Genomic DNA, 22,857 nt, shown 5'->3' with positions numbered 1-22,857 from the left:
CCGGCCAGCCCGCAAGGCGTCTTCTTTACCTTATGCCCCTTTGCCTTATGCCCGCCCGTTGCGCGGCACGGCAGGCGCCACGCGGCGCAATCCCAGCCACGTTCCGCCCAGCACGCAAGCCAGTCCCACGACGTGCGTCAGGGTGACGTGTTCGTCCAGGAACAGCGAGGCGAACAGCAGCCCGAATATCGGCAGCCAGTTCACGAACAGCGCGGCGCGGCTGATGCCCAGGCGCGCGATGCCGGCATTCCAGATGATGTTGCTGACGCCTGATGCCACCACCGCGGAAAACATCAGCACCAGCCACGGCCACCACGTCATCTGCCAGGTGTCGGTCTGATACGACGCCGGCGTCATCGCCGCATGCACCACCAGCATCAGCCCGCCTGCCAGGTACATGTACCAAAGCATGCCCAGCGGATCCATCGTGCGCGACATGCGCTGGATGACCAGGCCGCCGAACACAAACACCAGCACGGCCACGAACACGACCGCGTCGCCCCAGCCCGTCAGGCCGATCTGCGCGCCGCTGCCTGCGACCACCATGCCCACGCCCAACAGGCCCAGCATGGCGCCCGAGATGCGTACCAGCGTCAGTTTTTCGCGATAGAAGATGGCGGCCAGCAGCGCCGACAGCAAGGGGCTGGTAGCCATGATCAGCGTGCCGTTGGCCGCCGAAGAAAACCGCAGCCCCGAGACCAGCGCCACCTGGTGCGCGTACACCACCAGGAAGCCTGCCAGCGCTACCCAGCCCAGCTCGACGCGGCCCAGCTTGGGGATGCGGCCGCGGCGGGCCTTGATGATGAGGGTGACGGTGATGAACGCAACGACGATCCGCACGGCGGCCAGCGCCTGGATGTCCATGTGCTGCGTCAGGTACTTGATGGAGACGATGTTCAGGCCCCATGTGGCCATGACGAACATCAATTGAACATAGATAAGACCTTGCCGGTCCTGGCTTGCATCAACTGTTGGGGACGTCACGGGCGCCGGCCTGAAGGGAGTGGTGTGCGCCGCCCACGCGGCGCAGCAGCCATGGTATACGCCCAGGCGTCAGCGCACCAGCACCTTGTCCAGCGATTCCGTGAAGCGCTTGGCGTCCTGGAAACCCACCACGCGGGCTTCCGGCAATTCCTTGCCACCCGGCTCGAAGAACATGATCCCCGGCGGGCCGAACAGGCGGAAGCGCTTGAGCAGCGCGCGGTCATCGGCATTGTTCGCCGTCACGTCCGCCTGCACCAGCAGCATGCCCGACATGCGTTGCGCCACGCCGGGATCGGTGAAGGTGAAGCGTTCCATCTCGCGGCACGACACGCACCAGTCGGCGTAGAAATCCAGCATCACCGGCTGGCGGCTTTGCGCCAGCAGCGCATCTAGCTCGGCATTGTTGCGCACGCGGGTGAAATGGACTTCCCCGCTTGCGGCCGCGGCATCCGAAGGCGCACCGGCGCGCGAGGCCAGATGCGACAACGGTTGCAGCACATCGCGTCCGCCGCTGGCCGCGCCGACCAGCCATGCAGCCGCCGCCAGCGCCAGCAGCAAGCCCAGCCCCTTGCCGAACATGCGCGCCGCACCCGCGCCCGCCGGCAAGGCATCGAACGCCCGCAGCATCACGGCCGACACCACCGCCAGAAACGCCCAACCCGTCATCTGCACCCAGGTCGGCACCACGGGGATGAGCATCCACCAGGCAGTCGCCAGCAACAACATGCCGAACAGGCGCTTGACACCGTCCATCCAGGGGCCCGCCTTGGGCAGCAGCGCGCCGGACGACGCACCCACGATCAACAGCGGCACGCCCATGCCCCAGGCCATGGCGAACAACGCCGACCCACCCAGGACCACGTCGCCCGTTTGCGAGATATACAGCAGCGCGCCCGCCAACGGCGCGGCCACGCAAGGCCCGACGATCAGCGCAGACAAGGCGCCCATCACCAGCGCACCGGTATAACGCCCGCCCGGAATGCGCGACGAACGCTCCGCCAGCTTCGCCTGGATGCCCGACGGCATCTGGAACGTGAACGCGTCAAACATCGCCAGCGCCAGCACGGCCAGCAGGATGGCGAACAGCGTCAGGATCCAGGGCGTCTGCAGCCAGGCGGCCAAGCCCGCGCCGCTCAGTCCTGCGGCCACGCCGAGCGCGGTGTAGACCACCGACATGCCCAGCACATAGGTCGCCGCCAGCGCCAGTCCGCGGCCGCGCGTCGGCCGGGGCTGCGCCACGCCGCCCAACACGATTGAAGACAAGATGGGAATCATCGGCAGCACGCAGGGCGTGAAGGCCAGCAACAGGCCCAGCACCAGGAACACGCCCGCGGTCTTGGCCCAGCCCAGACCGCCCAGCGCGTCAGCCAGGCCGGTGTCGCCAGCGTTGAACAGCGCGCTCAGCCCGCCCGACGGTGCTGCCTGCGACGCCGGCGCCAGCGCGGATGCGCCACCCGCCAGCGCGTAACCACCCGCCACCGGCGTCAGTTTCACGCTGCTGTCCATCGGCGGATAGCACAGGCCGGCGTCCGCACAGCCCTGGCCGGTCAGGGTCAGGGTGAAGGGCTGGCCCCCGGCGCCGACCGGCACGCGGATCACCACGTCCTTGTGGAAGACCTCCATGTCCTTCTCGAAGGTCGGGTCGTACTTGACCTCGCCCTTGGGGTAGACGGCTTCGCCCAGCGTCGTTGCCCCCATGGGGCTGATCGTGATGCCGAAACGCTCGCGGTACATGTAGTAGCCGGGCGCGACCTTGTAGCGCAGCTCCAGCGTATCGGGTGCAGCCATCTGCGCGCTGAACACGAAAGCCTTTTCGGGCTCCAGGAACTCGGCCTCGGCATGCGCCGCCGCCTGCCATCCCATCAGCAGCAGCGCCATCGCCAGGAACATCAGGCATTGCCTGAACAGGGCATGGGCCGCGCGGGCAGCGCGGGTGGCGTGAATCGGGCGCCGCGGCGCACCGACAATACCGGCAAGTTGCAACATCAGTCTCTCTTGTTCTGCGTGACGGCCGTCTGCTCGCGCACCCAATCCAGATAAGGCGCCGCGCCGCCGATGACCGGCAGCACGATGATTTCGGGCACATCATAGGGATGCATCTGCGCCAGGGCCTGAACCACTGCCTGGTGGCGCGCGTAGGTGGTCTTGATGTGGATGGGGACTTCTTCCGCCCCTTCGACCTCTCCGTTCCACTGGTAGATGGACAGGCCCGGCGCGCCAAGGTTCACGCAGGCCGCCAGCCCGTCTTCCACCAGCACGTGCGCGATGCGCTTCGCAAGCAGCACGTCCGGCGCATTGCTGATGACCAGCACGACGTCGTCATCGCGCAACATGGAGCCTCCTCGGGATACCCGTGTGAGATGTAACTCGGGGTATTTTATCGGTATTGCGGCGGCCGCCCGGATCCTCGGCGCCGGCCATGCCACCCAGCCATCCGTTTTCACCGAGGCACGCATGTCCGACAACTGTCTGTTCTGCCGCATCGCGCGGCACGAGATCCCCGCGCACATCATCCACGAAGACGAGCGCCTGCTGGCCTTCCTGGACATCCAGCCGGTGCGCCCGGGCCACACCCTCATCATTCCGAAGCAGCATTACCCCTATTACGAGGACATGCCTGCCGATCTCGCCGGCCACATCCTGAACCTGGGGCAGAAGCTCGGGCGTCACATGAAGCGCCTGTACGGGGTCGAACGGGTGGGCTTCGCCTTCACCGGCATCCACGTGGCGCACGCCCACGCCCACATCATCCCGATGCATCACACGCAAGACGTGACGTCCACGCAGTACATCGAACAGCAGGACCTGACGTTCCGGATGCCGCCCCAACCGCCTCAGGAGGCGCTGGCGGCCACCGCAGCGCAGTTGCGGGGGGAATTGCACGCCTCGTGACCCAAACGCCGTGGCGGGCGCGCAAATAAAACAAGGGCGGGTCCGAAGACCCGCCCTTGTCGCTTATCGAGCTACCGAGAATTACTCGGCGCTGTCCGCAGCGGCTTCATCAACTTCCGGACGGTCAACCAGTTCCATGAAAGCCATGGGAGCGTTGTCGCCTTGACGGAAGCCCATCTTCAGCACGCGGGTGTAGCCACCGTTACGGGCCGCGTAGCGCGGGCCGATTTCGGCAAACAGCTTCACCACCGCATCGCGATCGCGCAGACGGGCAAATGCCAGACGCTTGTTCGCCAGCGTGGGCTCTTTGCCCAGCGTGATCAGGGGTTCGATGACGCGGCGCAATTCTTTCGCCTTCGGCAGCGTGGTCTTGATGGCTTCGTGGGTGATCAACGAAACGGCCATGTTGCGGAACATGGCAAGACGGTGACTGCTGGTGCGGTTGAGCTTACGCAAGCCATTACCGTGACGCATGATAAGTTTCCTTTGAATCTAAAGATGGCGTTCGCCATCGGGTTGCCGGCTCTTCTATCAACCTGCAATCAGGCCGCGGTCCGGTAGAAAACGGTGCATTTTACGACGATTTCGCAAACGGCCCGGCGGCAAAGCCGGGCGCTGCGGGAAACGCCCCGTTTCCGGGGCGTCACCCTCTTAAGACTTACGGACGCTCCAGGCCCAGGGGCGGCCAGTTCTCGAGCTTCATGCCCAGAGTCAGACCACGTGCAGCCAGGACTTCCTTGATCTCGTTGAGCGACTTGCGACCCAGGTTCGGGGTCTTGAGCAGCTCGTTTTCGGTACGCTGGATCAGGTCGCCGATGTAGTAGATGTTTTCGGCCTTCAGGCAGTTGGCCGAACGCACGGTCAGTTCCAGGTCGTCGACCGGGCGCAGCAGCACCGGGTCGATCTGCGGCGTGCCGCGGACCGGGGCTTCGTACGAATCGCCAGCGCCTTCCAGAGCAGCGAAGACCGAGATCTGGTCCATCAGGATGCGAGCCGACTGGCGCACCGCTTCCTCGGGCGAGATGACGCCGTTGGTTTCGATGTCCAGAACCAGCTTGTCCAGGTCGGTGCGCTGTTCCACGCGGGCGCTTTCAACCGCATAGCTCACGCGGCGGACCGGGCTGAACGAAGCGTCCAGAACGATGCGGCCGATGGTGTGGGTGCGGTCTTCCGACAGCGCGCGCACGTTGCCCGGCACGTAGCCGCGGCCCTTTTCAACCTTGATCTGCATTTCCAGCTTGCCTGCGTCCGTCAGGTTGCAAATGGCATGGCCGGGGTTGATGATCTCGACGTCATGCGGCAGCTCGATGTCGCTGGCCAGCACGGTGCCCGCGCCGGTCTTGCGCAGAACCAGGGTCACTTCGTCGCGATTGTGCAGCTTGAAGACCACGCCCTTCAGGTTCAGCAGGATGTCGACGACATCTTCGCGAACGCCCGGGATGGTCGAGTATTCGTGCACTACGCCCGTCATCTGGACTTCGGTCGGCGCGTAGCCGGTCATCGAAGACAGCAGGATGCGGCGCAGGGCGTTGCCCAGCGTATGACCGTAGCCACGCTCGAACGGCTCCATCACGATCTTGGCATGGTGCGTGCCGACCGGTTCGACTTCAATGGAGCGCGGCTTCAGGAAACCTTGAGTGGACATTTACTGTGTTCCTTTTCAATACCCTCGGCTCGTTACACCGATAAGGCTGATGGACAGGGTGAAACATGAAACTCGGGCGGCGCGAAAACGCCGGCCGATACTTACCGCAAAGCCCGCCCCACCAAAAGGCGGAAAGCGGGCTGCTGCGGGACGTGCAAACGGGTCGCGAGACCAGCTTCGTGCCGGCACACCTGCGAAGGAGGCGCCGGCAGAGACCTGATTAACGCGAGTACAGTTCGACGACCATCGATTCGTTGATGTCGCGAGCGACGTCAGCGCGATCGGGGACCGACTTGAACGTACCGGTCAGCTTGGTCGAATCGACTTCCACCCATTGGGGGATGCCGATGCTGGTGGCCAGGTCGAGCGATTCCTTGATACGGCCTTGCTTCTTGGCCTTTTCACGGATCGAAACGACGTCGCCAGCCTTGACCAGCATCGAAGCGATGTCAGCCGTGTGGCCGTTCAGTTCGATGGCGCGGTGGCTCACCAGCTGGCGAGCTTCGGCGCGCGTCGAGCCGAAGCCCATGCGGTAGACGACGTTGTCCAGGCGCGATTCCAGCAGCTGGATCAGGGTTTCGCCGGTGTTGCCACGGCGACGCTCTGCTTCAGCGAAGTACTTGCGGAATTGCTTTTCCAGCACGCCGTACATGCGCTTGAGCTTTTGCTTTTCGCGCAGCTGCAGGCCGTAGTCGGAAGTGCGGGCACCCGAAGTGCGGCCGTGTTGGCCAGGCTTGGAATCCAGCTTGCACTTGGAATCCAGCGAGCGACGGGCGCTCTTCAGGAACAGGTCAGTACCCTCGCGGCGCGAGAGCTTGCATTTGGGTCCAATATAACGTGCCATGTGGATTCCCTTTAGATACGACGACGCTTCGGCGGACGGCAGCCGTTGTGCGGAACGGGCGTGATGTCGGCGATGGACGAAATCTTGATGCCCAGCGCGTTCAGCGCACGGACAGACGATTCGCGACCGGGGCCGGGGCCCTTGATACGCACTTCCAGAGTCTTGATGCCGTACTCCAGCGCGACGCGGCCAGCCGTTTCAGCAGCGACCTGCGCGGCGAACGGGGTCGACTTACGCGAACCCTTGAAACCAGCACCGCCCGACGTGGCCCACGACAGTGCGTTGCCCTGACGATCGGTGATGGTGATGATGGTGTTGTTGAACGAAGCGTGAACGTGCGCGATGCCGTCCGAGACGTTCTTCTTAACCTTTTTGCGCACGCGCGATGCGCCGCTGGTGGAAGCTTTCGCCATAATCCTGTTCCTCGATTATTTCTTCAGGGACGCAGCTGCACGACGCGGGCCCTTACGGGTCCGTGCGTTGGTGCGAGTGCGCTGGCCGCGCACGGGCAAACCGCGCTTGTGACGCATACCGCGGTAGGTTCCCAGGTCGATCAAACGCTTGATCGAGAGCTGTACTTCACGACGCAGGTCGCCTTCAACCGTGAACAAACCAACATGTTCGCGGACGCGTTCCAATTCAGCGTCGTTCAGATCCTTGACCTTTTTGTCAAAGGGTACGTTTGCCGCTTCGCAGATTTTGCGAGCGCGCGTACGACCAATGCCAAAAATGGCGGTCAGTCCGATCTCGGCGTGCTGTTGCGGCGGGATGTTAATGCCAGCAATACGGGCCATGACTATTCCTTGAATAAATCTGTTGCGTAGTCGCTAACCCGAGTTAGCCTTGACGCTGCTTGTGACGCGGGTCGGTGCAGATAACACGCACCACGCCGTGACGTTTGATAACTTTGCAGTTGCGGCAGATCCGCTTAACCGATGCCATTACTTTCATGGTTGACTCCTAATTTTCCGTAATCCGGTTCCGCTCATTTGGAGCGGAAAACTATCCTGGCTCGCGTCAGATCATAGGGCGTGAGCTCCACTGTGACCTTGTCACCCGGCAGGATCCGGATGTAATGCATACGCATCTTGCCGGAAATATGGCCCAACACCACGTGGCCGTTTTCGAGCTTGACGCGAAATGTCGCGTTCGGGAGGTTCTCAAGAACCTCGCCTTGCATCTGAATGACGTCGTCCTTGGACATTCTTTTGCTTACCGCATCGGCAAACCCGCGCCCTTGAAGTTGGCCTTCTTGAGCAACGAGTCGTACTGGTGAGACATCATGTAGGCCTGAACCTGTGCCATGAAATCCATCGTCACCACCACAATAATCAACAGAGACGTACCACCGAAGTAGAAAGGAACGTTCCAGCGCATCACCAAGAATTCAGGCAACAGGCACACCAAAGTGATGTACAAGGCACCTGCGAGCGTCAGACGCATCAGGATCTTGTCGATGTAGCGCGCTGTTTGTTCACCCGGACGAATGCCCGGAACAAACGCACCACTCTTCTTCAGGTTGTCCGCCGTTTCGCGGCTGTTGAACACCAGAGCCGTGTAGAAAAAGCAGAAGAAAATAATCGCGACGGAGTACAGCGTGATGTAGAGCGGTTGACGAGGCGACAGGGCCGCAGCCAGGTCGCTAAGCCAGCGCATGTTCTCACTGCTGGAGAACCAGCTCGTGATCGTGGCCGGGAACAGAATGATCGACGATGCGAAGATCGGCGGAATCACCCCTGCCATGTTCAGCTTCAGCGGCAAATGCGAGCTTTGACCACCGTAGACCTTATTGCCGACCTGACGCTTGGCGTAGTTCACCGTGATCTTGCGCTGTCCGCGTTCCACGAACACCACAAAAGCGGTAACCAGCACCACCAGAGCCACGATGAACAGTGCGGAAAGCACAGACATCGCGTTGGTGCGGACCAGGTCCAACAGTGCAGCCAGCGCCGCGGGCAGACCCGCAACGATACCTGCGAAGATCAGGATGGAAATCCCGTTGCCCAGACCGCGTTCCGTAATCTGCTCACCCAGCCACATGACGAACATGGTGCCAGTGACCAGAGTCACAACGGTCGTGAAGCGAAACAGCATACCCGGATCGATCACCAGTCCCTGTTGGGACTCCAACGCTACCGAAATGCCCACTGCTTGCACCAGCGCCAGCACGACTGTGCCGTAGCGGGTGTACTGGGTAATCTTCCGACGACCGGCTTCGCCCTCTTTCTTGAGCGCTTCCAGCGACGGCACCACCACCGACATCAACTGCATGATGATGGATGCCGAAATGTACGGCATGATCCCCAGGGCAAAAATCGAGAAACGCGAGAGCGCCCCACCCGAGAACATGTTGAACAGGCCCAGGATCCCGCCCTGGTTCTGACGGAACAAGTCCGCCAGCGCATCCGGATTAATACCCGGTACGGGGATGTGTGTACCCAAACGGTAAACCACCAGGGCGAGCACCAGGAACACAAGACGGCGCTTCAAATCACCGTACCGTGCTCCGGTTTTGCCCAATGCCTGCGCGTTAGCCACTCGTCACCTCGTGATCAAGCAAGCGAGCCGCCCGCGGCTTCGATGGCGGTGCGAGCACCAGCCGTCGCGGTAATGCCCTTGAGCACGACCTTGCGCGAGAGTTCACCCGACTTGATGACCTTGGCGTAACGAACCGCCTGGCCAATCACGCCAGCCGCCTTCAGCACTTGCACGTCGACTTCGTCGATGGGCAGGGCTTGCAGGTCCGACAGACGAACTTCGGCATACAGGTGTTGACCGAGCGGGGTGAAACCACGCTTGGGCAGACGACGCTGCAGCGGCATTTGACCGCCTTCGAAGCCAACCTTATGGAAACCGCCCGAGCGCGACTTCTGACCCTTGTGACCACGGCCGGCGGTTTTACCCAGACCCGAACCGATGCCACGGCCGACGCGGCGCTTGGCGTGCTTGCTGCCCTCAGCGGGCTTCAGCGAATTAAGTTGCATATCCGACATGGTGATTCCTTAGGCTTCCGAGACGGAAACGAGATAATCCACCTTACGGATCATCCCACGCACCTCGGGCGTATCGACCAGCACGCGGCTGCTGTTGATGCGACCCAAGCCCAAACCGCGAACCGTATCACGGTGCGATTGCTTGGTACCGATCACCGAGCGCACGAGGGTCACTTTGATCTGCTTCTGAGCCATGATTTACCCCAGGATTTCTTCGACCGACTTGCCGCGCTTGGCAGCAACATCGGCCGGGGTCAGGGAAGCGCGCAGACCGTTCAACGTGGCGCGAACCATGTTGTAGGGGTTGCTCGAGCCCAGGCTCTTGGCAACCACGTTACGCACACCCATCACTTCAAAAATAGCGCGCATCGGGCCGCCGGCGATAACGCCAGTACCTTCAGCAGCCGGCGAGATCAGCACGGTAGCGGCGCCATGCTTGCCAACCACGGTGTGGTGCAGCGTGCCGTTCTTCAGGGCAACCTTGAACATGCCGCGACGGGCCTGTTCCATTGCCTTCTGAACGGACACCGGCACTTCACGCGCCTTGCCCTTACCCATGCCGACGCGACCATCGCCATCGCCAACCACGGTCAGCGCGGCAAAGCTCATGGTGCGACCACCCTTGACCACTTTGCTCACGCGGTTGACCGCGATCATCTTTTCGCGGAGGCCGTCATCGTTCTCTTTTTCCGCGGCGTTCTTGCCTTGTACTTTAGCCATTTGACAGATCCTCGCTTAGAACTTCAGGCCGGCTTCACGCGCGGCATCGGCCAGCGCTTTCACGCGGCCATGGTAACGAAAGCCCGAGCGATCGAAAGCGACCAGTTCGATACCGGCAGCCTTGGCCTTTTCGGCCACGCGCTTGCCGACCAGCGTAGCAGCGGCAGTGTTGCCACCCTGACCGGTTTGGCCGGCCAGTTGCGCACGCACTTCGGCTTCCACCGTCGAGGCGCTGACCAGAACGCGATCGCCTTCCGGCGAAATGATGTTGGCGTAGATGTGCTGGTTCGAGCGGAAGACCGAGAGGCGGTGAACGCGCAGCTCGTTGATCTTCCGGCGGGTCGGAACCGCACGACGCAAACGGGAAACTTTTTTGTCCATGATTCGTCCTTGCGTGCGCCGTTATTTCTTCTTGGTTTCTTTGATGACGACGCGTTCGTCCGAGTAACGCACACCCTTGCCCTTGTAGGGTTCGGGTTCGCGGTACGCGCGGATTTCAGCGGCCATCTGACCGACGACTTGCTTGTTGGCGCCCTTGATGACGATTTCCGTCTGGGTGGGGCATTCGGCCTTGATACCGGCCGGCAACTGATGCAAAACGTCGTGCGAGAAACCGAGCTGCAGCTTAACGGCATCGCCTTGGATCGAGGCGCGGTAACCCACGCCAACCAGGGTCAGCTTGCGCTCGAAGCCCTTGCTCACGCCGGTAACCATATTGGCCACCAGAGCGCGCACGGTACCCGACATGGCATTGGCGTGACGCGTTTCGTTAGCGGCGGCAAACGTGAGCTTGCCTTCGTCCAACGCAACGGTGACGTCGCCAGTCAGGGCTTGGGTCAGGGTGCCCAGCGGGCCCTTGACAGTGATCTGATCCTGCTTGATGTCAGCTTCGACACCCTTGGGCAGTTCGACCGGATACTTAGCGATACGTGACATTAGAATTTCTCCTTAGGCCACGTAGCACAGCACTTCGCCGCCGACGCCGTTGGCGCGAGCCTTACGGTCGGTCATGACGCCGCGCGAGGTCGAAACGATAGCCACGCCCAGGCCGTTCATGACCTGAGGAATGCTGGTACGGCCCTTGTAGATACGCAGACCGGGGCGCGACACGCGTTCAATGCGCTCGATAACCGGACGGCCAGCGTAGTACTTCAGGGTGATCTCGAGCTCAGGCTTGGCCTGGGTGCCCTTGATTTCAAAGCTGTCGATGTAGCCTTCGTCTTTCAGCACAGCGGCAATTGCCGCCTTCAGCTTCGAGGAGGGCATGCTCACCGTAACTTTGTCCACTTGCTGCGCATTGCGAATGCGGGTCAGCATATCGGCGATGGGATCGCTCATGCTCATAATGTATCTCCTACCAGCTGGCCTTGGTGATGCCGGGGATTTCGCCCTTCATCGCCATTTCACGCAGTTTGTGACGCGTCAGGCCGAACTTGCGGAACACACCGCGCGGACGACCGGTGACCACGCAACGGTTACGTTGGCGCGTCGGATTGGCATTGCGCGGCAGCTGTTGCAGCTTGAGCCGAGCTTGGTAACGTTCTTCGTCGGTCTTCGACTGGTCGTCGATGATCGACTTCAACTCAGCGCGCTTGGCAGCGAACTTGTCAGCCAGCTTGGCGCGCTTGATGTCGCGATTGATGAGGGAAAGTTTTGCCACGTCATCAGCCCCTTAGTTACGGAACGGGAAGCTGAAGGCCGTCAACAGCGCCTTGGCTTCTTCGTCGGTCTTCGCGGAGGTGGTAATGCTGATGTTCAGCCCACGCAGCGCGTCGATCTTGTCGTACTCGATTTCGGGGAAAATGATCTGCTCTTTCACCCCGATGTTGTAGTTGCCGCGGCCGTCAAATGCACGACCCGAGATACCACGGAAGTCACGCACGCGAGGCAGCGCGACCGCAACGAGGCGATCCAGGAATTCGTACATGCGTTGACCACGCAGCGTGACCATGCAACCAATCGGGTAGTTTTCGCGGATCTTGAAACCGGCGATAGCCTTCTTGGTCTTCGTCACGACAGGCTTTTGGCCAGCAATCTTGGTCAGGTCCGACACCGCGTGTTCGATAACCTTCTTATCGGACACGGCTTCCGAGACACCCATGTTCAGGGTGATCTTGGTGATGCGCGGCACTTCCATGACGCTCTTGTAGCCAAACTTGGCCTGCAGGTCGCCAGCGACCTTGCTCTTGTAGAAATCTTGCAAACGAGACATGTCTATCGCCCCTTACGCCTTGGCGCCGACAACGGCACCATTGGAACGGAACACGCGGACCTTGCGACCTTCGACTTCTTGAACGCCCACGCGGTCGCCACGACCGGTTGCGGGGTTGAAGAGCGCCACATTCGAGATGTGGATCGGCATGGTCTTTTCGACAATCCCGCCCGGGTTGTTAGCCATCGGGTTGGCTTTCACGTGCTTCTTGACGATGTTGACGCCTTCGACCAGAACGTGGTCGGCATCAACACGAGCCAGCACGGTACCGCGACGCTTCTTGTCGCGGCCGGTCAGGACGATGACTTCGTCGCCTTTACGAATGTTGTTCATCGTAGGGCTCCTTACAGCACTTCCGGGGCCAACGACACGATCTTCATGAACTTCTCGGTACGCAGTTCACGCGTAACGGGTCCGAAGATGCGGGTGCCGATGGGCTCCAGCTTGGCGTTGAGCAACACGGCGGCATTGCCACCGAAACGAATCAGCGAACCGTCTTTACGGCGCACGCCCTTGGCGGTACGAACCACCACGGCATTGTAAATTTCGCCTTTCTTGACGCGTCCGCGCGGAGCCGCATCTTTGACGCTCACCTTGATGATGTCGCCGATACCGGCATAACGGCGCTTGGAGCCACCGAGCACCTTAATGCACATGACATGACGCGCACCAGTGTTATCGGCCACGTCCAGCGTGGTCTGCATTTGGATCATGATTTTTCCTGTTCCAACTTAACTGGAAATACGGTTTTCCCAATAAGGGAACACTGCAATTCCTGCCAGTTTTGGTCCCGTCAGGTCTGCCGCCCTGCTTTATGTGTTGTAGCTCTAGAGCTTTCGCTCCATCTCTACAACTGGTTGGCAACGCAACGACCCTGGGTTGAAATCCTGCGGGTATTCCCCCAACACGCCGACTAGTCTTCGAAACAACTTTCGGTTAACTGGATCGACAATCTGGGAAAGCTGATCATTCTAGCGTGGTTAAATTTTGAGCGCAAGCACTTTGTTGGATTGACGCACAAAACACCACGCCCCCTCAACGAGGGGACGGTTTTCGAGCTATCCGCCCCTTATTTGTGACGGTAAAAGCCCTTCTCCCAGGCGTCATGGTTGGCCTTGCCCCGCCGGATTTCGTCCGTGAAGGGGGCCGCCCTGAGCACCAGGCGATTCAACCATTTTACCGGAACCCGGCAGGGACGTTCAAAATCCACGAACAACACGGCGCGCAGGCCGTCCGTATCGTTGTGCACCTGGTGGGGATAGAGGTCGTCGAACACCACGGCCCGGCCTTCCCGCCAGCTGTAGCGCTCGCCTCCGACCTCGATCCAGCACCGGTCCGCCGGCTCGGGCACGACGAGCCCCAGGTGCAGGCGCAGGACGCCGTTGTACGGGCCGGTGTGCAGCGGGATCCGCTTGCCGGCCTCGAGGATCGAGAAGAAGGCGCTGCGGATACCCGGGATCCCTTCCAGCGCTCGGGCCGTGGCCGGACAGCTGGCCAGGTTGCGCTCGGAGCGCAGGCCGTAGCCCATGAAGAGGAACGTCTTCCATTGGTCATCCGACGTGATCATGCCCACATCGGGTGAGATCTCATGGAAGGCCGGCAGCTGCTGGCGTTGCGCCAGCAGCGCCGTCAGCTCGGCGCGGATGGCGGGCGTCTGGGCTTCCAGGGCGGCGATCCATGGGAACTGGCTGTTCTGGAAAATGGGCCGGTCCCCCACCAGCGACGCTTTCGCGATGCGGTGTCGCAGCCAATCGATGAAACGGAACAACACGCGGGAGTAGATACTGGACTTGCCGGCGGGGCGCGCGTCGACGGATTGCACGATGGGTTCGGTGATAGCTGCCAAGGATGCCCCATTGTGTCCATGCCGGCGCCGCCTTGCAAGGCGTGGGGCATTGCCCTGGCCGCCCCCGATTGGCTCCAGGTTTGCGCGCGCGAGTGGCCCTCCCTGACGCCCGCGAGCTGGTTTAGACTGGCGCGGGCGACTGCGGTCGCACTCCACTCCTATTTCGCAAGGAACGACAGGCATGTATGAACAGTTGGCGCTGTATATCGACGGCGAATTCATCTCCGGCGAGGGTAGGCGCACCCAGGACGTCATCAACCCCGCCACGCTGGAAGTGCTTGGCCAGCTGCCTCACGCCACCGAAGCGGATCTGGACCGCGCGCTAGCCGCCGCCCAACGCGCGTTCGAGTCCTGGAAGAAGTCTTCCCCCATGGACCGTTCCGCCATCCTGCGCAAGGTCGCCACGCTGTCGCGCGAGCGCGCCAAGGAGATCGGCCGCAACATGACGCTGGACCAAGGCAAGCCGCTGGCCGAAGCCGTGGGTGAAGTCACCTCCTGCGCCGAGCACGCCGACTGGCATGCCGAGGAATGCCGCCGCATCTATGGCCGCGTCGTGCCGCCCCGCAACCCGGACGTGCGCCAGTTCGTCGTGCGCGAACCTATCGGCGTCTGCGCCGCGTTCACGCCCTGGAACTTCCCGTACAACCAGGCCATCCGCAAGATTGCCGCCGCGCTCGGCGCCGGTTGCACGGTGGTGCTGAAAGGACCGGAAGATTCGCCTAGCGCCGTCATGGCCATTGCCCGCATGTTCCACGACGCCGGCCTGCCCAAGGGCTGCCTGAACATCGTCTGGGGCGAACCCGCCAAGATTTCCGACTACCTGATCCGTTCGCCGATCGTGCGCAAAGTGTCGTTCACCGGTTCCGTGCCGGTGGGCAAGCAGCTGGCCGCGCTGGCCGGCGCGCACATGAAGCGCGTCACGATGGAACTGGGCGGCCATTCGCCCGTGCTGGTGTTCGATGACGCCGACGTCGAGCGCGCCGCTGAAATGCTGGCCAAGTTCAAGGTCCGCAACGCCGGCCAGGTCTGCGTGTCGCCCACCCGCTTCTACGTGCAGGAAGGCGCCTACGAGCAATTCCTGGCCCGCTTCTCCGACGTACTGAAGAACATCAAGGTCGGCGACGGCCTGGAAGCCGGCACCGACATGGGCCCGCTGGCGCATGAACGCCGCGTGCCCGCCATGAGCGCCTTCATCGACGACGCCAAGAAGCACGGCGGCAAAGTCGTGGTCGGCGGCGGCCCGCTGGACCGCAAGGGCTTCTTCTTCGCCCCCACGGTCGTGACGGATCTGCCCGACGATTCCATGCTGATGACCGAAGAGCCCTTCGGCCCCGTCGCGCCGGTCGTGCGCTTCAAGGACACCGATGAAGTCCTGCGCCGCGCCAACAGCCTGCCCTTCGGCCTGTCGTCCTACGTGTTCACGAACTCGCTGAAGACGGCGACCAAGGTCTCGAACGGCCTGGAAGCCGGCATGGTCAATATCAACCACTTCGGCAGCGCGCTGGCCGAGACGCCCTTCGGCGGCATCAAGGACAGCGGCATCGGCAGCGAAGGCGGCCTGGAAACGTTCGACGGCTACCTGGTCACGAAATTCATCACGCACATCTGACCCCGTACCCACAGTACGAAAAAGCCCCGCGATTTCCGTCGCGGGGCTTTTTTTTGTCTGGGCGGTGCGGGGTTTCACGCCGGCGCGGCTTCCACCTGCAAGCCCGCCGCCTTCCACTCCGGGAAGCCGGCGTCCAGCCGGCGCGCCGCCACACCATGCGCGCGCAACGCCGCCACGGCGTCGGTGGACAACACGCAATACGGTCCCCGGCAATAGGCGACCACATCCGCGCCCGCGGGCAGGTCGGCCAGGCGGCGTTCCAGGTCTTCGGTCGGGATATTGATGGCGCCCGGCAAATGGCCTTGGGCGAACTCTTCAGAAGGCCGCACGTCCAGCAGCACGACGCCGCCGCTGTCCAGCATGCCCAGCAGTTCTTCAATGGAGATGCCGTCCAGGCGGTCACGCTGATGGATGCTGTCTGCGATGACTTCCCGGATCTCTGCGTGCTGATGCTCGGCATAGCCTCGCAATGCGGCCAAAAGCGGCGCGATCGGCCCCGCCCCCAATCGGTACAGCACCCGCTTGCCGTCGCGCCGGGTCTGCACGAAGCCGGCCCGGCGCAGGTGCTGCAGGTGCTGCGAGGTATTGGCGACAGACAGCCCGGTCAGTTCGGCCAACCGTTCCACCGCGCGTTCGCCCTGCGCGATGTGTTCAAGCAAGGCCAGACGGTGCGCCTGCCCCAGGGTCTTGGCGATCTCGGCAAGCGCGTCGAAGCGCTGGGAAGGTTGAGGGCTGTCTGGGGGGTTCATTGACATCACGATAGCATCGCTCTAACATTCAATCAATAAATTGAATGTATTAAATAAGGATGCCACCTCGTGACCCCAGCCCTGATTGAATTCCTGCAACGCGCCGTGCTGATCGGCGCGGGCGCCACGCTGGTGATGGACGTGTGGGCGCTTTTCCTCCAGCGCTGCTTCGGCATCCCTTCCCTGAACTTCGCGATGGTGGGCCGGTGGATTGGGCATCTGCCCCGCGGCCATTTCCGGCACGAGAGCATCGGCCGCGCCGAACCCGTCCGCGGCGAAGCGTTGCTGGGTTGGGCCGCACATTACGGCATCGGGATCGTCTTTGCCGCGATGCTGCTGGGCGTCGTGGGTGTAACCTGGACGCAGCAACCCACGCTGGCGCCCGCCCTGCTGTTCGGCGTCCTGAGCGTGGCCGCGCCCTTCTTCATCCTGCAGCCCGGCCTGGGTGCCGGCATCGCGGCCAGCAAGACCCCCCATCCGAACACAGCGCGCCTGCGCAGCGTGATGGCGCATGCCGTGTTCGGCGCCGGCCTGTACATCACGGCGTGGATATTGACGCACGTCCACGGAGGCTGATGCCCCGCCCGGATCCCGTCGCGCTCTAGGAACTTGCCCGCAGGTCCCGCGGCGTCATGCCGAAACGCTGCTTGAACAGGCGGCTGAAATGCGAAGGATGCGCAAAGCCCACCTGGTATGCCAGCTCGGCGATGCTGCGATGGCGATGCTGAGGGCTCAGCAGCAGGTCGCGGCATTTGTCCAACCGCTGATCGAAGATGAAGGACTCGGCCGAGAGGCCGCCTGCGCGCAGGATGCGGTGCAGGTACGCCACCGACACGCCGCATCCCTGCGCCACCCGCTGCGGCGACAACGCCGGGTCGGCCAGATGCTGCCGGATGTAGGCCAGCACGCGCTGCCGGTGTGCCACGGTGACGCTGCTATCTGATTCCGACGCATGCCCCTGCCCCGACTGCACGAGGAACAGCACGATCAGGTCGATCAGGCGTTCACCCAATTCCGTCACTTCGGTGTCGGACCAGCCGTCCATGCCCTTGAACAGGTGATCCATATAGCTGGCCAGCATCGCGCCGCGCGGCGAACCATCGTCGACGCGCAGCTTGTAGAAGGCGCCGATGCGGGAATCCCTTTGCGACAGCGCACTGCGCGGGAACGACACGCTCAGGCTGCGATAGCCCGCTGCCCCCAGCGCCGTCGCCTGATAAGGCAGGCTCTGGTTCATCAAGTAGACGCAGCCCGGCTCCACTTGGAACTCGCGGCCCTGCTGCCGCACGGCCAGCGGGCCGGCCAGCGGCAGGCCGAAGGTGTAGAACTCCTGGTCCAGCCGCGAGACGTTGCCCGCCGTGCGCTCCAGCTTCTGTCCCTGGTAGTGCAGGTCATTGAACTGCAGGCTGGCGCGGCGCGCGTAGCGCACATGCCCGGCGAAATGGGTCGGCATGCCGCCGTGGACCTCGAACGGACCGAACGCGTCCGACAGGGCCGCGCGCCATTGCTCGCGCCGGTCGGCGCCAGCGCTGGCCGAAATGGCGAATTCCGTATCGGACATGGCGCGGTCTCCTGTACGCGGCGGGAAGCGCAAATTGATCTTGCGTCTACAACTTCTTGACTCACCCTGCTCTGGGGTGGGCGGCGCATTGTGAATGCGTTTGGCAGAAGTCTATAGTCAGCCCGATAAGCACACAACCTGGACAACCCGGGAGGAGACTCATGGCACACGCGCCCGCAACGGCCGCCCGCCACACGCCCGCTTCGCGCTATCTGCGCTGCGAGGGCCGCGAGCTGCACGTGACCGAATGGGGCGACGCGGACGCGCCTCCCATCATCATGTGGCACGGCCTTGCCCGCACGGGACGCGACTTCGACGAACTGGCGAATGCGCTGGCGGACGACTACCGCATCCTCTGCCCCGACACGATCGGCCGCGGCCTGTCGCAATGGAGCCCGGACCCCGTCGCCGAATACCAACTGGATTTCTACGCCCGCCTCGCCCGCGCTCTCGCGGACAGCCTGTCGCTTGCGCGCGTGCGCTGGGTCGGCACGTCGATGGGTGGCGCCACCGGCATGCACGCGGCCGCCACGACGCTGCGCGGCCGGATCTCGCATCTGGTCGTCAATGACATTGGCCCCGAACTGCCCCAGCCCGCCATCGACCGCATCCTGGCCTACGCGGGCAACCCGCCCGCGTTCGACACCGTCACCGAACTGGAAGCCTGGTTGCGCGTCGCCTACAAGCCCTATGGATGGCAAAGCGACGAGCAATGGCGCCGCATGGCCGAAACATCGGTACGCCGATTGCCCGACGGCCGCGTCACGGCGCACTACGACCCTGCCATCGTCGGGCAATTCAGCCATCACCCCGGCGACTACAACCGCTGGAGCGGCTACGACTCCCTGCGCATGCCGGTGCTGTTGCTGCGCGGCGACGAGTCCGATCTGCTGCTGCCCGATGTCGCCCATGCGATGACGCAGCGTGGACCACGCGCGACACGCATCGACTTCCCCGATTGCGGCCATGCACCCGCGCTGAACGTGGCGCCGCAGATCGACGCCATCCGCCGGTTCCTTGCCACGCCGGACCCCATGCATGACCACACCGCGGCCGGCCACGCCCGCTGATAACAGGAGAGACATCCATGAATCGCATTCTGCTTGCCGCGCTGGCAGCCCTTTGCATGAATTCGGCGGTCGCGGCGAAAGACTTCGTCGTCGCCCACGTGTACGACAAGACGGGCCCGCTGGAGGCCTACGCCAAACAGACGCAGAACGGCCTGATGCTGGGCCTGGAATACGCGACCCAAGGCACGATGACGGTGGCGGGCCGCAAGATCCGCGTGATTGAAAAGGACAACCAGGGCAAGCCCGACGTCGCCCGCGCGCAGCTGGCGTCCGCCTACGCGGACGACAACGCCGACATCGCCGTCGGCCCCACCTCGTCCGGCGTGGCGCTGGCCATGCTGCCGATCGCCGAAGAATACGAAAAGATCTTGCTGGTGGAACCGGCCGTGGCGGACTCCATCACGGGCGAAAAGTGGAACAAGTACATCTTCCGCACGGGCCGCAATTCGTCGCAGGATGCGATCGCCAACGCGGTGGCGTTCGACCAGGCAGGCACGTCCATCGCCATGCTGGCGCAAGACTACGCCTTTGGCCGCGACGGCGTGAAAGCCTTTAAGGGTGCGCTGAAAAACGCCAAGATCGTGCACGAGGAATATCTGCCTGCCAACGCCACGGATTTCACGGCAGGCGCCCAGCGCCTGTTCGATGCGCTGAAAGACAAACCCGGACGCAAGATCATCTTCATCCTGTGGGCGGGCGCGGGCAACCCGTTCAAGATCGCTGATCTGGATCCCAAGCGCTTCGGCATCGAGATCGCCACGGGCGGCAATACGCTGGCCGCGATGACGCCGTTGAAGTCGCTGGCGGGCATGGAAGGCGCCACGTATTACTACTACGGCATCCCTAAGAACCCGATCAATGATTGGCTCGTTGCCGAACACCAGAAGCGCTACGGGCAGCCGCCGGACTTCTTCACCGCGGGCGGCATGTCGTCCGGGATCGCCATCGTGGCGGCGCTGAACAAGACCGCCGGCGATTCGGATACGGACAAGCTGATCAAGGCCATGGAAGGCATGAGTTTCGACACGCCCAAGGGCAAGATGACGTTCCGGCCCGAAGACCACCAGGCGATGCAATCCATGTATCACTTCCGCATCAAGAACGATCCCTCGGTGCCGTGGGCGGTGCAGGACCTGGTCAAGGAAATCACGCCCGACCAGATGACCGTGCCGATCCAGAACAAACGCTGAAGGCACGCCGCTGCAATGTTGGAAACCCAATCGCTCACGATCCGTTTCGGCGGGCACGTGGCCGTCAATGACGTCAGCTGCAGTTATGCGCCTGGCACGTTGACGGCCATCGTCGGCCCCAACGGCGCGGGCAAGACCACCTACTTCAATCTGATCTCCGGCCAGTTGCGCGCAAGCGCCGGGTCGGTGCGCTTGAATGGCCGGGACCTGACCCCGCTATCGGCGCCGGCGCGCATGCATGCCGGCCTGGGCCGCGCGTTCCAACTGACGCAACTGTTCCCGCGCCTGTCCGTGCATGAGAACGTGCGGCTGGCGCTGCAATCGCGCCAGCAAGGCATGAGCTGGCGCCAGATCCGCTTCTGGCGCACCTGGGAGGACGATCGCGCCCTATTGGCCCGCGCCGATGCGCTGCTGGAACGTACCCGCTTGTCCGCACGACGCGACCACGCCGCCGCGGACCTGCCGCATGGCGACCAGCGCAAGCTGGAAATCGCGATGCTCATCGCGCTGGAACCGCAGGTGTTCATGTTCGATGAACCGACCGCCGGCATGAGCGTGGACGACGTGCCGGTAGTGCTGGAACTGATCCGCGAGATCAAGAACGATCCGACCAAGACGATTCTGCTGGTGGAGCACAAGATGGATGTGGTGCGCGAATTGGCCGACCGCATCGTCGTGCTGCACAACGGCCAACTGATGGCCGACGGCGACCCCGCCACCGTCATCGCCTCGCCCATCGTGCAGCAGGCCTATCTGGGCATGAGCCCGACGGAGACGCCAGCATGAGCGCCCCGATGCTGCTGGAACTGCAAGGGGTGCATACCCATATCGGTGCGTATCACATCCTGCACGGCGTCGACCTGGCGGTGCCGTCTGCGGGCGTCACCATGCTGCTGGGCCGCAACGGCGCCGGCAAGACCACCACGCTGCGCACGATCATGGGATTGTGGCGGGCCTCGCAAGGCCAGGTAACGTTTGACGGCACCCCCATCGGGGGACCCGGCACACGCAAATCGCCGCCCGACATGGCGCGCATGGGCATGGCCTATGTGCCCGAGAACATGGGCATCTTTGCGGACTTGTCGGTGAAGGAAAACATCTTGCTCGCCGCGCGGCAGGCGCGCAGCGCAGACCAGCTCGACACGGCACGGCTGGAATGGATCTTCGGTTTCTTCCCTGCACTCAAAAAATTCTGGCTGCATCCGGCCGGCAAGCTGTCGGGCGGACAGAAGCAGATGCTGGCGGTGGCGCGCGCCATCATCGAGCCGCGCCGGCTGCTGCTGATCGACGAGCCCAGCAAGGGTCTTGCGCCCGCCATCATCCAGAACATGATCGACGCCTTCCTCGAACTCAAGGAAGCGTCCACCACCATCCTGCTGGTCGAGCAGAACTTCAACTTCGCGCACCAGGTCGGCGACCACGTCGCGATCATGGACAACGGCCGCGTCGTCCATGCGGGCAGCATGCGCGAGCTTGCACAAGACGAAGCATTACAGACACGCCTGCTTGGGCTGTCGTTGGGAAGCCATCAATGAGCACCCTGGATATCGATACCCCGCTTCCCCGCACACGCGCGGACTTGCGCCCCGTACTGCTGGTCGCCGCACTGGCCGCCATCGCGTTGCCGCTGGTGGGTTCCTTTTCGACATGGGTCACGCTGACGCTCGCGGGCCTGGCGATGGGCATGATCATCTTCATCGTGGCCTCGGGCATGACGCTGGTGTTCGGACTGATGGACGTCCTGAACTTCGGGCATGGCCTCTTCATCGCCATCGGCGCCTATATGGCCGCGACGGTGCTCGGCGGCATGGCCGACTGGACCCAGACGGGCAGCCTGTGGATGAACCTGGCCGCCGTGCTGCCGGCCATGATCGTGGGCATGCTGGTAGCGGGCGCCGTGGGCCTGGCGTTCGAACGCGTGATCGTGCGGCCGGTGTACGGCCAGCATCTGAAGCAGATCCTGATCACCATGGGCGGCATGATCATCGGAGAAGAGATCATCAAGATGATTTGGGGTCCGCAGACCCTGTCCCTGCCGCTGCCCGAGGCGTTGCGCGGCGCATTCCTGCTGGGCGATGCCGCCATCGAAAAATTCCGCATCGTGGCGCTGGCCGTCGGCATCCTGGTGCTGGGCGGCATGCTGTGGCTGCTGAACCGCACCAAGCTGGGCCTGTTGATCCGCGCCGGTGTGGAAGACCGCGAGATGGTGGAAAGCCTGGGTTACCGCATCCGGCACCTGTTCGTCGGTGTGTTCGTCGCCGGGTCGATGCTCGCCGGGCTGGGCGGCGTGCTGTGGGGCATGTATCAGCAGTCGGTGGTGCCGCAGTTGGGTGCACAGGTGAACGTGCTGATCTTCATCGTCATCATGATCGGCGGGCTGGGCTCGACGGTCGGTTGCCTGATCGGGGCGCTGCTAGTCGGGCTGATGGCAAACTACACCGGCTTCCTCTTGCCCAAAGCCGCCCTGTTCTCGAATATCGCGCTGATGGTCGCCATCCTGTTGTGGCGCCCACAAGGCGTGTATCCGGTCACGAACCGCTAG

32 protein-coding genes are annotated in these 22,857 nt (G+C 62.9%); 8 read left to right on the top strand and 24 right to left on the bottom strand.

The window, feature by feature from the left end:
- Positions 1-45: 45 nt before the first annotated feature.
- The 3 genes from AC27VE_RS02975 to cutA all read right to left on the bottom strand — a co-directional run bounded on the left by AC27VE_RS02975 (position 46) and on the right by cutA (position 3,317).
- Positions 46-924 (bottom strand): DMT family transporter, encoded by an 879-nt coding sequence (locus tag AC27VE_RS02975; RefSeq protein ID WP_280027349.1) that lies wholly within the window; start codon positions 922-924, stop codon positions 46-48.
- 129 nt (positions 925-1,053) lie between these two features.
- Complete coding sequence (dsbD, locus tag AC27VE_RS02970) at positions 1,054-2,970, bottom strand: protein-disulfide reductase DsbD (RefSeq protein ID WP_488702985.1); 1,917 nt, start codon at positions 2,968-2,970, stop codon at positions 1,054-1,056.
- On the bottom strand, positions 2,970-3,317 hold the full coding sequence (cutA, locus tag AC27VE_RS02965; protein WP_006227424.1) for a divalent-cation tolerance protein CutA: 348 nt from the start codon (positions 3,315-3,317) through the stop codon (positions 2,970-2,972). Before cutA ends, dsbD begins: the two co-directional genes overlap by 1 nt.
- Positions 3,318-3,438: 121 nt before the next feature.
- Between cutA and AC27VE_RS02960 the strand changes: the two genes are divergently transcribed.
- Complete coding sequence (locus AC27VE_RS02960; protein WP_006227423.1) at positions 3,439-3,876, top strand: HIT family protein; 438 nt, start codon at positions 3,439-3,441, stop codon at positions 3,874-3,876.
- 81 nt (positions 3,877-3,957) lie between these two features.
- On the opposite strand, the gene rplQ is transcribed toward AC27VE_RS02960, so the two are convergent.
- The 19 genes from rplQ to AC27VE_RS02865 all read right to left on the bottom strand — a co-directional run bounded on the left by rplQ (position 3,958) and on the right by AC27VE_RS02865 (position 14,112).
- Complete coding sequence (gene rplQ / locus AC27VE_RS02955; protein WP_006216513.1) at positions 3,958-4,350, bottom strand: 50S ribosomal protein L17; 393 nt, start codon at positions 4,348-4,350, stop codon at positions 3,958-3,960.
- Positions 4,351-4,534: 184 nt separating this feature from the next.
- A complete protein-coding gene (locus AC27VE_RS02950) occupies positions 4,535-5,521 on the bottom strand; it encodes a DNA-directed RNA polymerase subunit alpha (protein WP_006216514.1) in 987 nt (328 codons plus the stop codon).
- Positions 5,522-5,741: 220 nt separating this feature from the next.
- Entirely contained in the window at positions 5,742-6,365 is a 624-nt protein-coding gene (rpsD, locus tag AC27VE_RS02945) for a 30S ribosomal protein S4 (RefSeq protein WP_006227422.1), read from the bottom strand.
- A gap of 11 nt (positions 6,366-6,376) precedes the next feature.
- Positions 6,377-6,778 carry a 30S ribosomal protein S11 gene (rpsK, locus tag AC27VE_RS02940; RefSeq protein WP_006216516.1) on the bottom strand — a complete coding sequence of 134 codons (402 nt, stop codon included), beginning with the start codon at positions 6,776-6,778 and terminating at the stop codon, positions 6,377-6,379.
- Positions 6,779-6,793: 15 nt separating this feature from the next.
- Positions 6,794-7,159: a 30S ribosomal protein S13 gene (gene rpsM / locus AC27VE_RS02935; RefSeq protein ID WP_006216517.1), complete on the bottom strand. Its 366-nt coding sequence runs from the start codon at positions 7,157-7,159 to the stop codon at positions 6,794-6,796.
- 43 nt (positions 7,160-7,202) lie between these two features.
- Positions 7,203-7,316, bottom strand: a complete 114-nt coding sequence (gene rpmJ, locus AC27VE_RS02930; protein ID WP_003806928.1) for a 50S ribosomal protein L36 — start codon at positions 7,314-7,316, stop codon at positions 7,203-7,205.
- A gap of 34 nt (positions 7,317-7,350) precedes the next feature.
- Complete coding sequence (gene infA / locus AC27VE_RS02925) at positions 7,351-7,569, bottom strand: translation initiation factor IF-1 (RefSeq protein WP_003806927.1); 219 nt, start codon at positions 7,567-7,569, stop codon at positions 7,351-7,353.
- Between the two features lie 8 nt (positions 7,570-7,577).
- Positions 7,578-8,903, bottom strand: coding sequence for a preprotein translocase subunit SecY (gene secY, locus AC27VE_RS02920; RefSeq protein WP_088588568.1), 1,326 nt, complete (start codon positions 8,901-8,903; stop codon positions 7,578-7,580).
- Between the two features lie 14 nt (positions 8,904-8,917).
- Complete coding sequence (gene rplO, locus AC27VE_RS02915; RefSeq protein ID WP_105555709.1) at positions 8,918-9,358, bottom strand: 50S ribosomal protein L15; 441 nt, start codon at positions 9,356-9,358, stop codon at positions 8,918-8,920.
- A 9-nt stretch (positions 9,359-9,367) separates the two neighbouring features.
- A complete protein-coding gene (gene rpmD / locus AC27VE_RS02910) occupies positions 9,368-9,553 on the bottom strand; it encodes a 50S ribosomal protein L30 (protein WP_006216520.1) in 186 nt (61 codons plus the stop codon).
- 3 nt (positions 9,554-9,556) lie between these two features.
- Complete coding sequence (gene rpsE, locus AC27VE_RS02905; RefSeq protein ID WP_006216521.1) at positions 9,557-10,078, bottom strand: 30S ribosomal protein S5; 522 nt, start codon at positions 10,076-10,078, stop codon at positions 9,557-9,559.
- A 15-nt stretch (positions 10,079-10,093) separates the two neighbouring features.
- Positions 10,094-10,459, bottom strand: coding sequence for a 50S ribosomal protein L18 (gene rplR / locus AC27VE_RS02900; protein WP_006227039.1), 366 nt, complete (start codon positions 10,457-10,459; stop codon positions 10,094-10,096).
- Positions 10,460-10,480: 21 nt separating this feature from the next.
- Complete coding sequence (gene rplF, locus AC27VE_RS02895) at positions 10,481-11,014, bottom strand: 50S ribosomal protein L6 (RefSeq protein ID WP_006227038.1); 534 nt, start codon at positions 11,012-11,014, stop codon at positions 10,481-10,483.
- A gap of 12 nt (positions 11,015-11,026) precedes the next feature.
- Positions 11,027-11,422, bottom strand: coding sequence for a 30S ribosomal protein S8 (gene rpsH, locus AC27VE_RS02890; RefSeq protein WP_006216525.1), 396 nt, complete (start codon positions 11,420-11,422; stop codon positions 11,027-11,029).
- Between the two features lie 10 nt (positions 11,423-11,432).
- A complete protein-coding gene (gene rpsN / locus AC27VE_RS02885; RefSeq protein WP_006227037.1) occupies positions 11,433-11,738 on the bottom strand; it encodes a 30S ribosomal protein S14 in 306 nt (101 codons plus the stop codon).
- A gap of 12 nt (positions 11,739-11,750) precedes the next feature.
- Entirely contained in the window at positions 11,751-12,290 is a 540-nt protein-coding gene (gene rplE / locus AC27VE_RS02880) for a 50S ribosomal protein L5 (RefSeq protein WP_006216529.1), read from the bottom strand.
- Between the two features lie 12 nt (positions 12,291-12,302).
- Positions 12,303-12,623, bottom strand: coding sequence for a 50S ribosomal protein L24 (gene rplX / locus AC27VE_RS02875; protein ID WP_006227036.1), 321 nt, complete (start codon positions 12,621-12,623; stop codon positions 12,303-12,305).
- A gap of 11 nt (positions 12,624-12,634) precedes the next feature.
- Entirely contained in the window at positions 12,635-13,003 is a 369-nt protein-coding gene (gene rplN, locus AC27VE_RS02870; protein WP_006216531.1) for a 50S ribosomal protein L14, read from the bottom strand.
- A 356-nt stretch (positions 13,004-13,359) separates the two neighbouring features.
- On the bottom strand, positions 13,360-14,112 hold the full coding sequence (locus AC27VE_RS02865; RefSeq protein WP_035213995.1) for an aspartyl/asparaginyl beta-hydroxylase domain-containing protein: 753 nt from the start codon (positions 14,110-14,112) through the stop codon (positions 13,360-13,362).
- Positions 14,113-14,317: 205 nt separating this feature from the next.
- Here AC27VE_RS02865 and AC27VE_RS02860 point away from each other — a divergent pair, with 205 nt between their 5' ends.
- Positions 14,318-15,745, top strand: a complete 1,428-nt coding sequence (locus AC27VE_RS02860; protein ID WP_006227034.1) for an NAD-dependent succinate-semialdehyde dehydrogenase — start codon at positions 14,318-14,320, stop codon at positions 15,743-15,745.
- 74 nt (positions 15,746-15,819) lie between these two features.
- Here the strand turns inward: AC27VE_RS02860 and AC27VE_RS02855 are convergent, their stop codons facing one another.
- A complete protein-coding gene (locus tag AC27VE_RS02855) occupies positions 15,820-16,494 on the bottom strand; it encodes an ArsR/SmtB family transcription factor (RefSeq protein WP_088588567.1) in 675 nt (224 codons plus the stop codon).
- 69 nt (positions 16,495-16,563) lie between these two features.
- On the opposite strand from AC27VE_RS02855, the gene AC27VE_RS02850 reads away from it, so the two are divergent.
- The gene (locus tag AC27VE_RS02850; RefSeq protein WP_488702984.1) at positions 16,564-17,070 is read left to right on the top strand and encodes a DUF2938 domain-containing protein; all 507 of its coding nucleotides are present in this window, start codon (positions 16,564-16,566) and stop codon (positions 17,068-17,070) included.
- 25 nt (positions 17,071-17,095) lie between these two features.
- On the opposite strand, the gene AC27VE_RS02845 is transcribed toward AC27VE_RS02850, so the two are convergent.
- Positions 17,096-18,055, bottom strand: a complete 960-nt coding sequence (locus tag AC27VE_RS02845) for a helix-turn-helix domain-containing protein (RefSeq protein WP_315135693.1) — start codon at positions 18,053-18,055, stop codon at positions 17,096-17,098.
- A gap of 161 nt (positions 18,056-18,216) precedes the next feature.
- Here AC27VE_RS02845 and AC27VE_RS02840 point away from each other — a divergent pair, with 161 nt between their 5' ends.
- Genes AC27VE_RS02840 through AC27VE_RS02820 form a run of 5 tightly spaced genes read left to right on the top strand, consistent with a single transcriptional unit; the run spans position 18,217 to position 22,857 of the window.
- Positions 18,217-19,125, top strand: a complete 909-nt coding sequence (locus AC27VE_RS02840) for an alpha/beta fold hydrolase (RefSeq protein ID WP_488702983.1) — start codon at positions 18,217-18,219, stop codon at positions 19,123-19,125.
- 17 nt (positions 19,126-19,142) lie between these two features.
- Positions 19,143-20,315 carry a substrate-binding domain-containing protein gene (locus AC27VE_RS02835; protein ID WP_006227029.1) on the top strand — a complete coding sequence of 391 codons (1,173 nt, stop codon included), beginning with the start codon at positions 19,143-19,145 and terminating at the stop codon, positions 20,313-20,315.
- A 15-nt stretch (positions 20,316-20,330) separates the two neighbouring features.
- Positions 20,331-21,101 carry an ABC transporter ATP-binding protein gene (locus AC27VE_RS02830; RefSeq protein WP_427958239.1) on the top strand — a complete coding sequence of 257 codons (771 nt, stop codon included), beginning with the start codon at positions 20,331-20,333 and terminating at the stop codon, positions 21,099-21,101.
- Complete coding sequence (locus AC27VE_RS02825) at positions 21,098-21,850, top strand: ABC transporter ATP-binding protein (RefSeq protein WP_488702982.1); 753 nt, start codon at positions 21,098-21,100, stop codon at positions 21,848-21,850. The genes AC27VE_RS02830 and AC27VE_RS02825 overlap by 4 nt, the downstream gene beginning before the upstream one ends.
- A complete protein-coding gene (locus tag AC27VE_RS02820; RefSeq protein WP_088588561.1) occupies positions 21,847-22,857 on the top strand; it encodes a branched-chain amino acid ABC transporter permease in 1,011 nt (336 codons plus the stop codon). The genes AC27VE_RS02825 and AC27VE_RS02820 overlap by 4 nt, the downstream gene beginning before the upstream one ends.

This window comes from Achromobacter sp. 18P8.1.1 (assembly GCF_057799415.1).
The sequence above is the reverse complement of the archived record's forward strand: the minus strand, read 5'-3'. Positions and strand labels throughout refer to the sequence as shown.

Bases quoted from the DNA above. Each gene is read 5' to 3' on its own strand.
- AC27VE_RS02975 (WP_280027349.1), bottom strand. From the start codon at position 924: ATGTTCGTCATGGCCACATGGGGCCTGAACATCGTCTCCATCAAGTAC.
- dsbD (WP_488702985.1), bottom strand. From the start codon at position 2,970: ATGTTGCAACTTGCCGGTATTGTCGGTGCGCCGCGGCGCCCGATTCAC.
- cutA (WP_006227424.1), bottom strand. From the start codon at position 3,317: ATGTTGCGCGATGACGACGTCGTGCTGGTCATCAGCAATGCGCCGGAC.
- AC27VE_RS02960 (WP_006227423.1), top strand. From the start codon at position 3,439: ATGTCCGACAACTGTCTGTTCTGCCGCATCGCGCGGCACGAGATCCCC.
- rplQ (WP_006216513.1), bottom strand. From the start codon at position 4,350: ATGCGTCACGGTAATGGCTTGCGTAAGCTCAACCGCACCAGCAGTCAC.
- AC27VE_RS02950 (WP_006216514.1), bottom strand. From the start codon at position 5,521: ATGTCCACTCAAGGTTTCCTGAAGCCGCGCTCCATTGAAGTCGAACCG.
- rpsD (WP_006227422.1), bottom strand. From the start codon at position 6,365: ATGGCACGTTATATTGGACCCAAATGCAAGCTCTCGCGCCGCGAGGGT.
- rpsK (WP_006216516.1), bottom strand. From the start codon at position 6,778: ATGGCGAAAGCTTCCACCAGCGGCGCATCGCGCGTGCGCAAAAAGGTT.
- rpsM (WP_006216517.1), bottom strand. From the start codon at position 7,159: ATGGCCCGTATTGCTGGCATTAACATCCCGCCGCAACAGCACGCCGAG.
- rpmJ (WP_003806928.1), bottom strand. From the start codon at position 7,316: ATGAAAGTAATGGCATCGGTTAAGCGGATCTGCCGCAACTGCAAAGTT.
- infA (WP_003806927.1), bottom strand. From the start codon at position 7,569: ATGTCCAAGGACGACGTCATTCAGATGCAAGGCGAGGTTCTTGAGAAC.
- rplO (WP_105555709.1), bottom strand. From the start codon at position 9,358: ATGTCGGATATGCAACTTAATTCGCTGAAGCCCGCTGAGGGCAGCAAG.
- rpmD (WP_006216520.1), bottom strand. From the start codon at position 9,553: ATGGCTCAGAAGCAGATCAAAGTGACCCTCGTGCGCTCGGTGATCGGT.
- rpsE (WP_006216521.1), bottom strand. From the start codon at position 10,078: ATGGCTAAAGTACAAGGCAAGAACGCCGCGGAAAAAGAGAACGATGAC.
- rplR (WP_006227039.1), bottom strand. From the start codon at position 10,459: ATGGACAAAAAAGTTTCCCGTTTGCGTCGTGCGGTTCCGACCCGCCGG.
- rplF (WP_006227038.1), bottom strand. From the start codon at position 11,014: ATGTCACGTATCGCTAAGTATCCGGTCGAACTGCCCAAGGGTGTCGAA.
- rpsH (WP_006216525.1), bottom strand. From the start codon at position 11,422: ATGAGCATGAGCGATCCCATCGCCGATATGCTGACCCGCATTCGCAAT.
- rplE (WP_006216529.1), bottom strand. From the start codon at position 12,290: ATGTCTCGTTTGCAAGATTTCTACAAGAGCAAGGTCGCTGGCGACCTG.
- rplX (WP_006227036.1), bottom strand. From the start codon at position 12,623: ATGAACAACATTCGTAAAGGCGACGAAGTCATCGTCCTGACCGGCCGC.
- rplN (WP_006216531.1), bottom strand. From the start codon at position 13,003: ATGATCCAAATGCAGACCACGCTGGACGTGGCCGATAACACTGGTGCG.
- AC27VE_RS02860 (WP_006227034.1), top strand. From the start codon at position 14,318: ATGTATGAACAGTTGGCGCTGTATATCGACGGCGAATTCATCTCCGGC.
- AC27VE_RS02855 (WP_088588567.1), bottom strand. From the start codon at position 16,494: ATGAACCCCCCAGACAGCCCTCAACCTTCCCAGCGCTTCGACGCGCTT.
- AC27VE_RS02845 (WP_315135693.1), bottom strand. From the start codon at position 18,055: ATGTCCGATACGGAATTCGCCATTTCGGCCAGCGCTGGCGCCGACCGG.
- AC27VE_RS02840 (WP_488702983.1), top strand. From the start codon at position 18,217: ATGGCACACGCGCCCGCAACGGCCGCCCGCCACACGCCCGCTTCGCGC.
- AC27VE_RS02835 (WP_006227029.1), top strand. From the start codon at position 19,143: ATGAATCGCATTCTGCTTGCCGCGCTGGCAGCCCTTTGCATGAATTCG.
- AC27VE_RS02830 (WP_427958239.1), top strand. From the start codon at position 20,331: ATGTTGGAAACCCAATCGCTCACGATCCGTTTCGGCGGGCACGTGGCC.
- AC27VE_RS02825 (WP_488702982.1), top strand. From the start codon at position 21,098: ATGAGCGCCCCGATGCTGCTGGAACTGCAAGGGGTGCATACCCATATC.
- AC27VE_RS02820 (WP_088588561.1), top strand. From the start codon at position 21,847: ATGAGCACCCTGGATATCGATACCCCGCTTCCCCGCACACGCGCGGAC.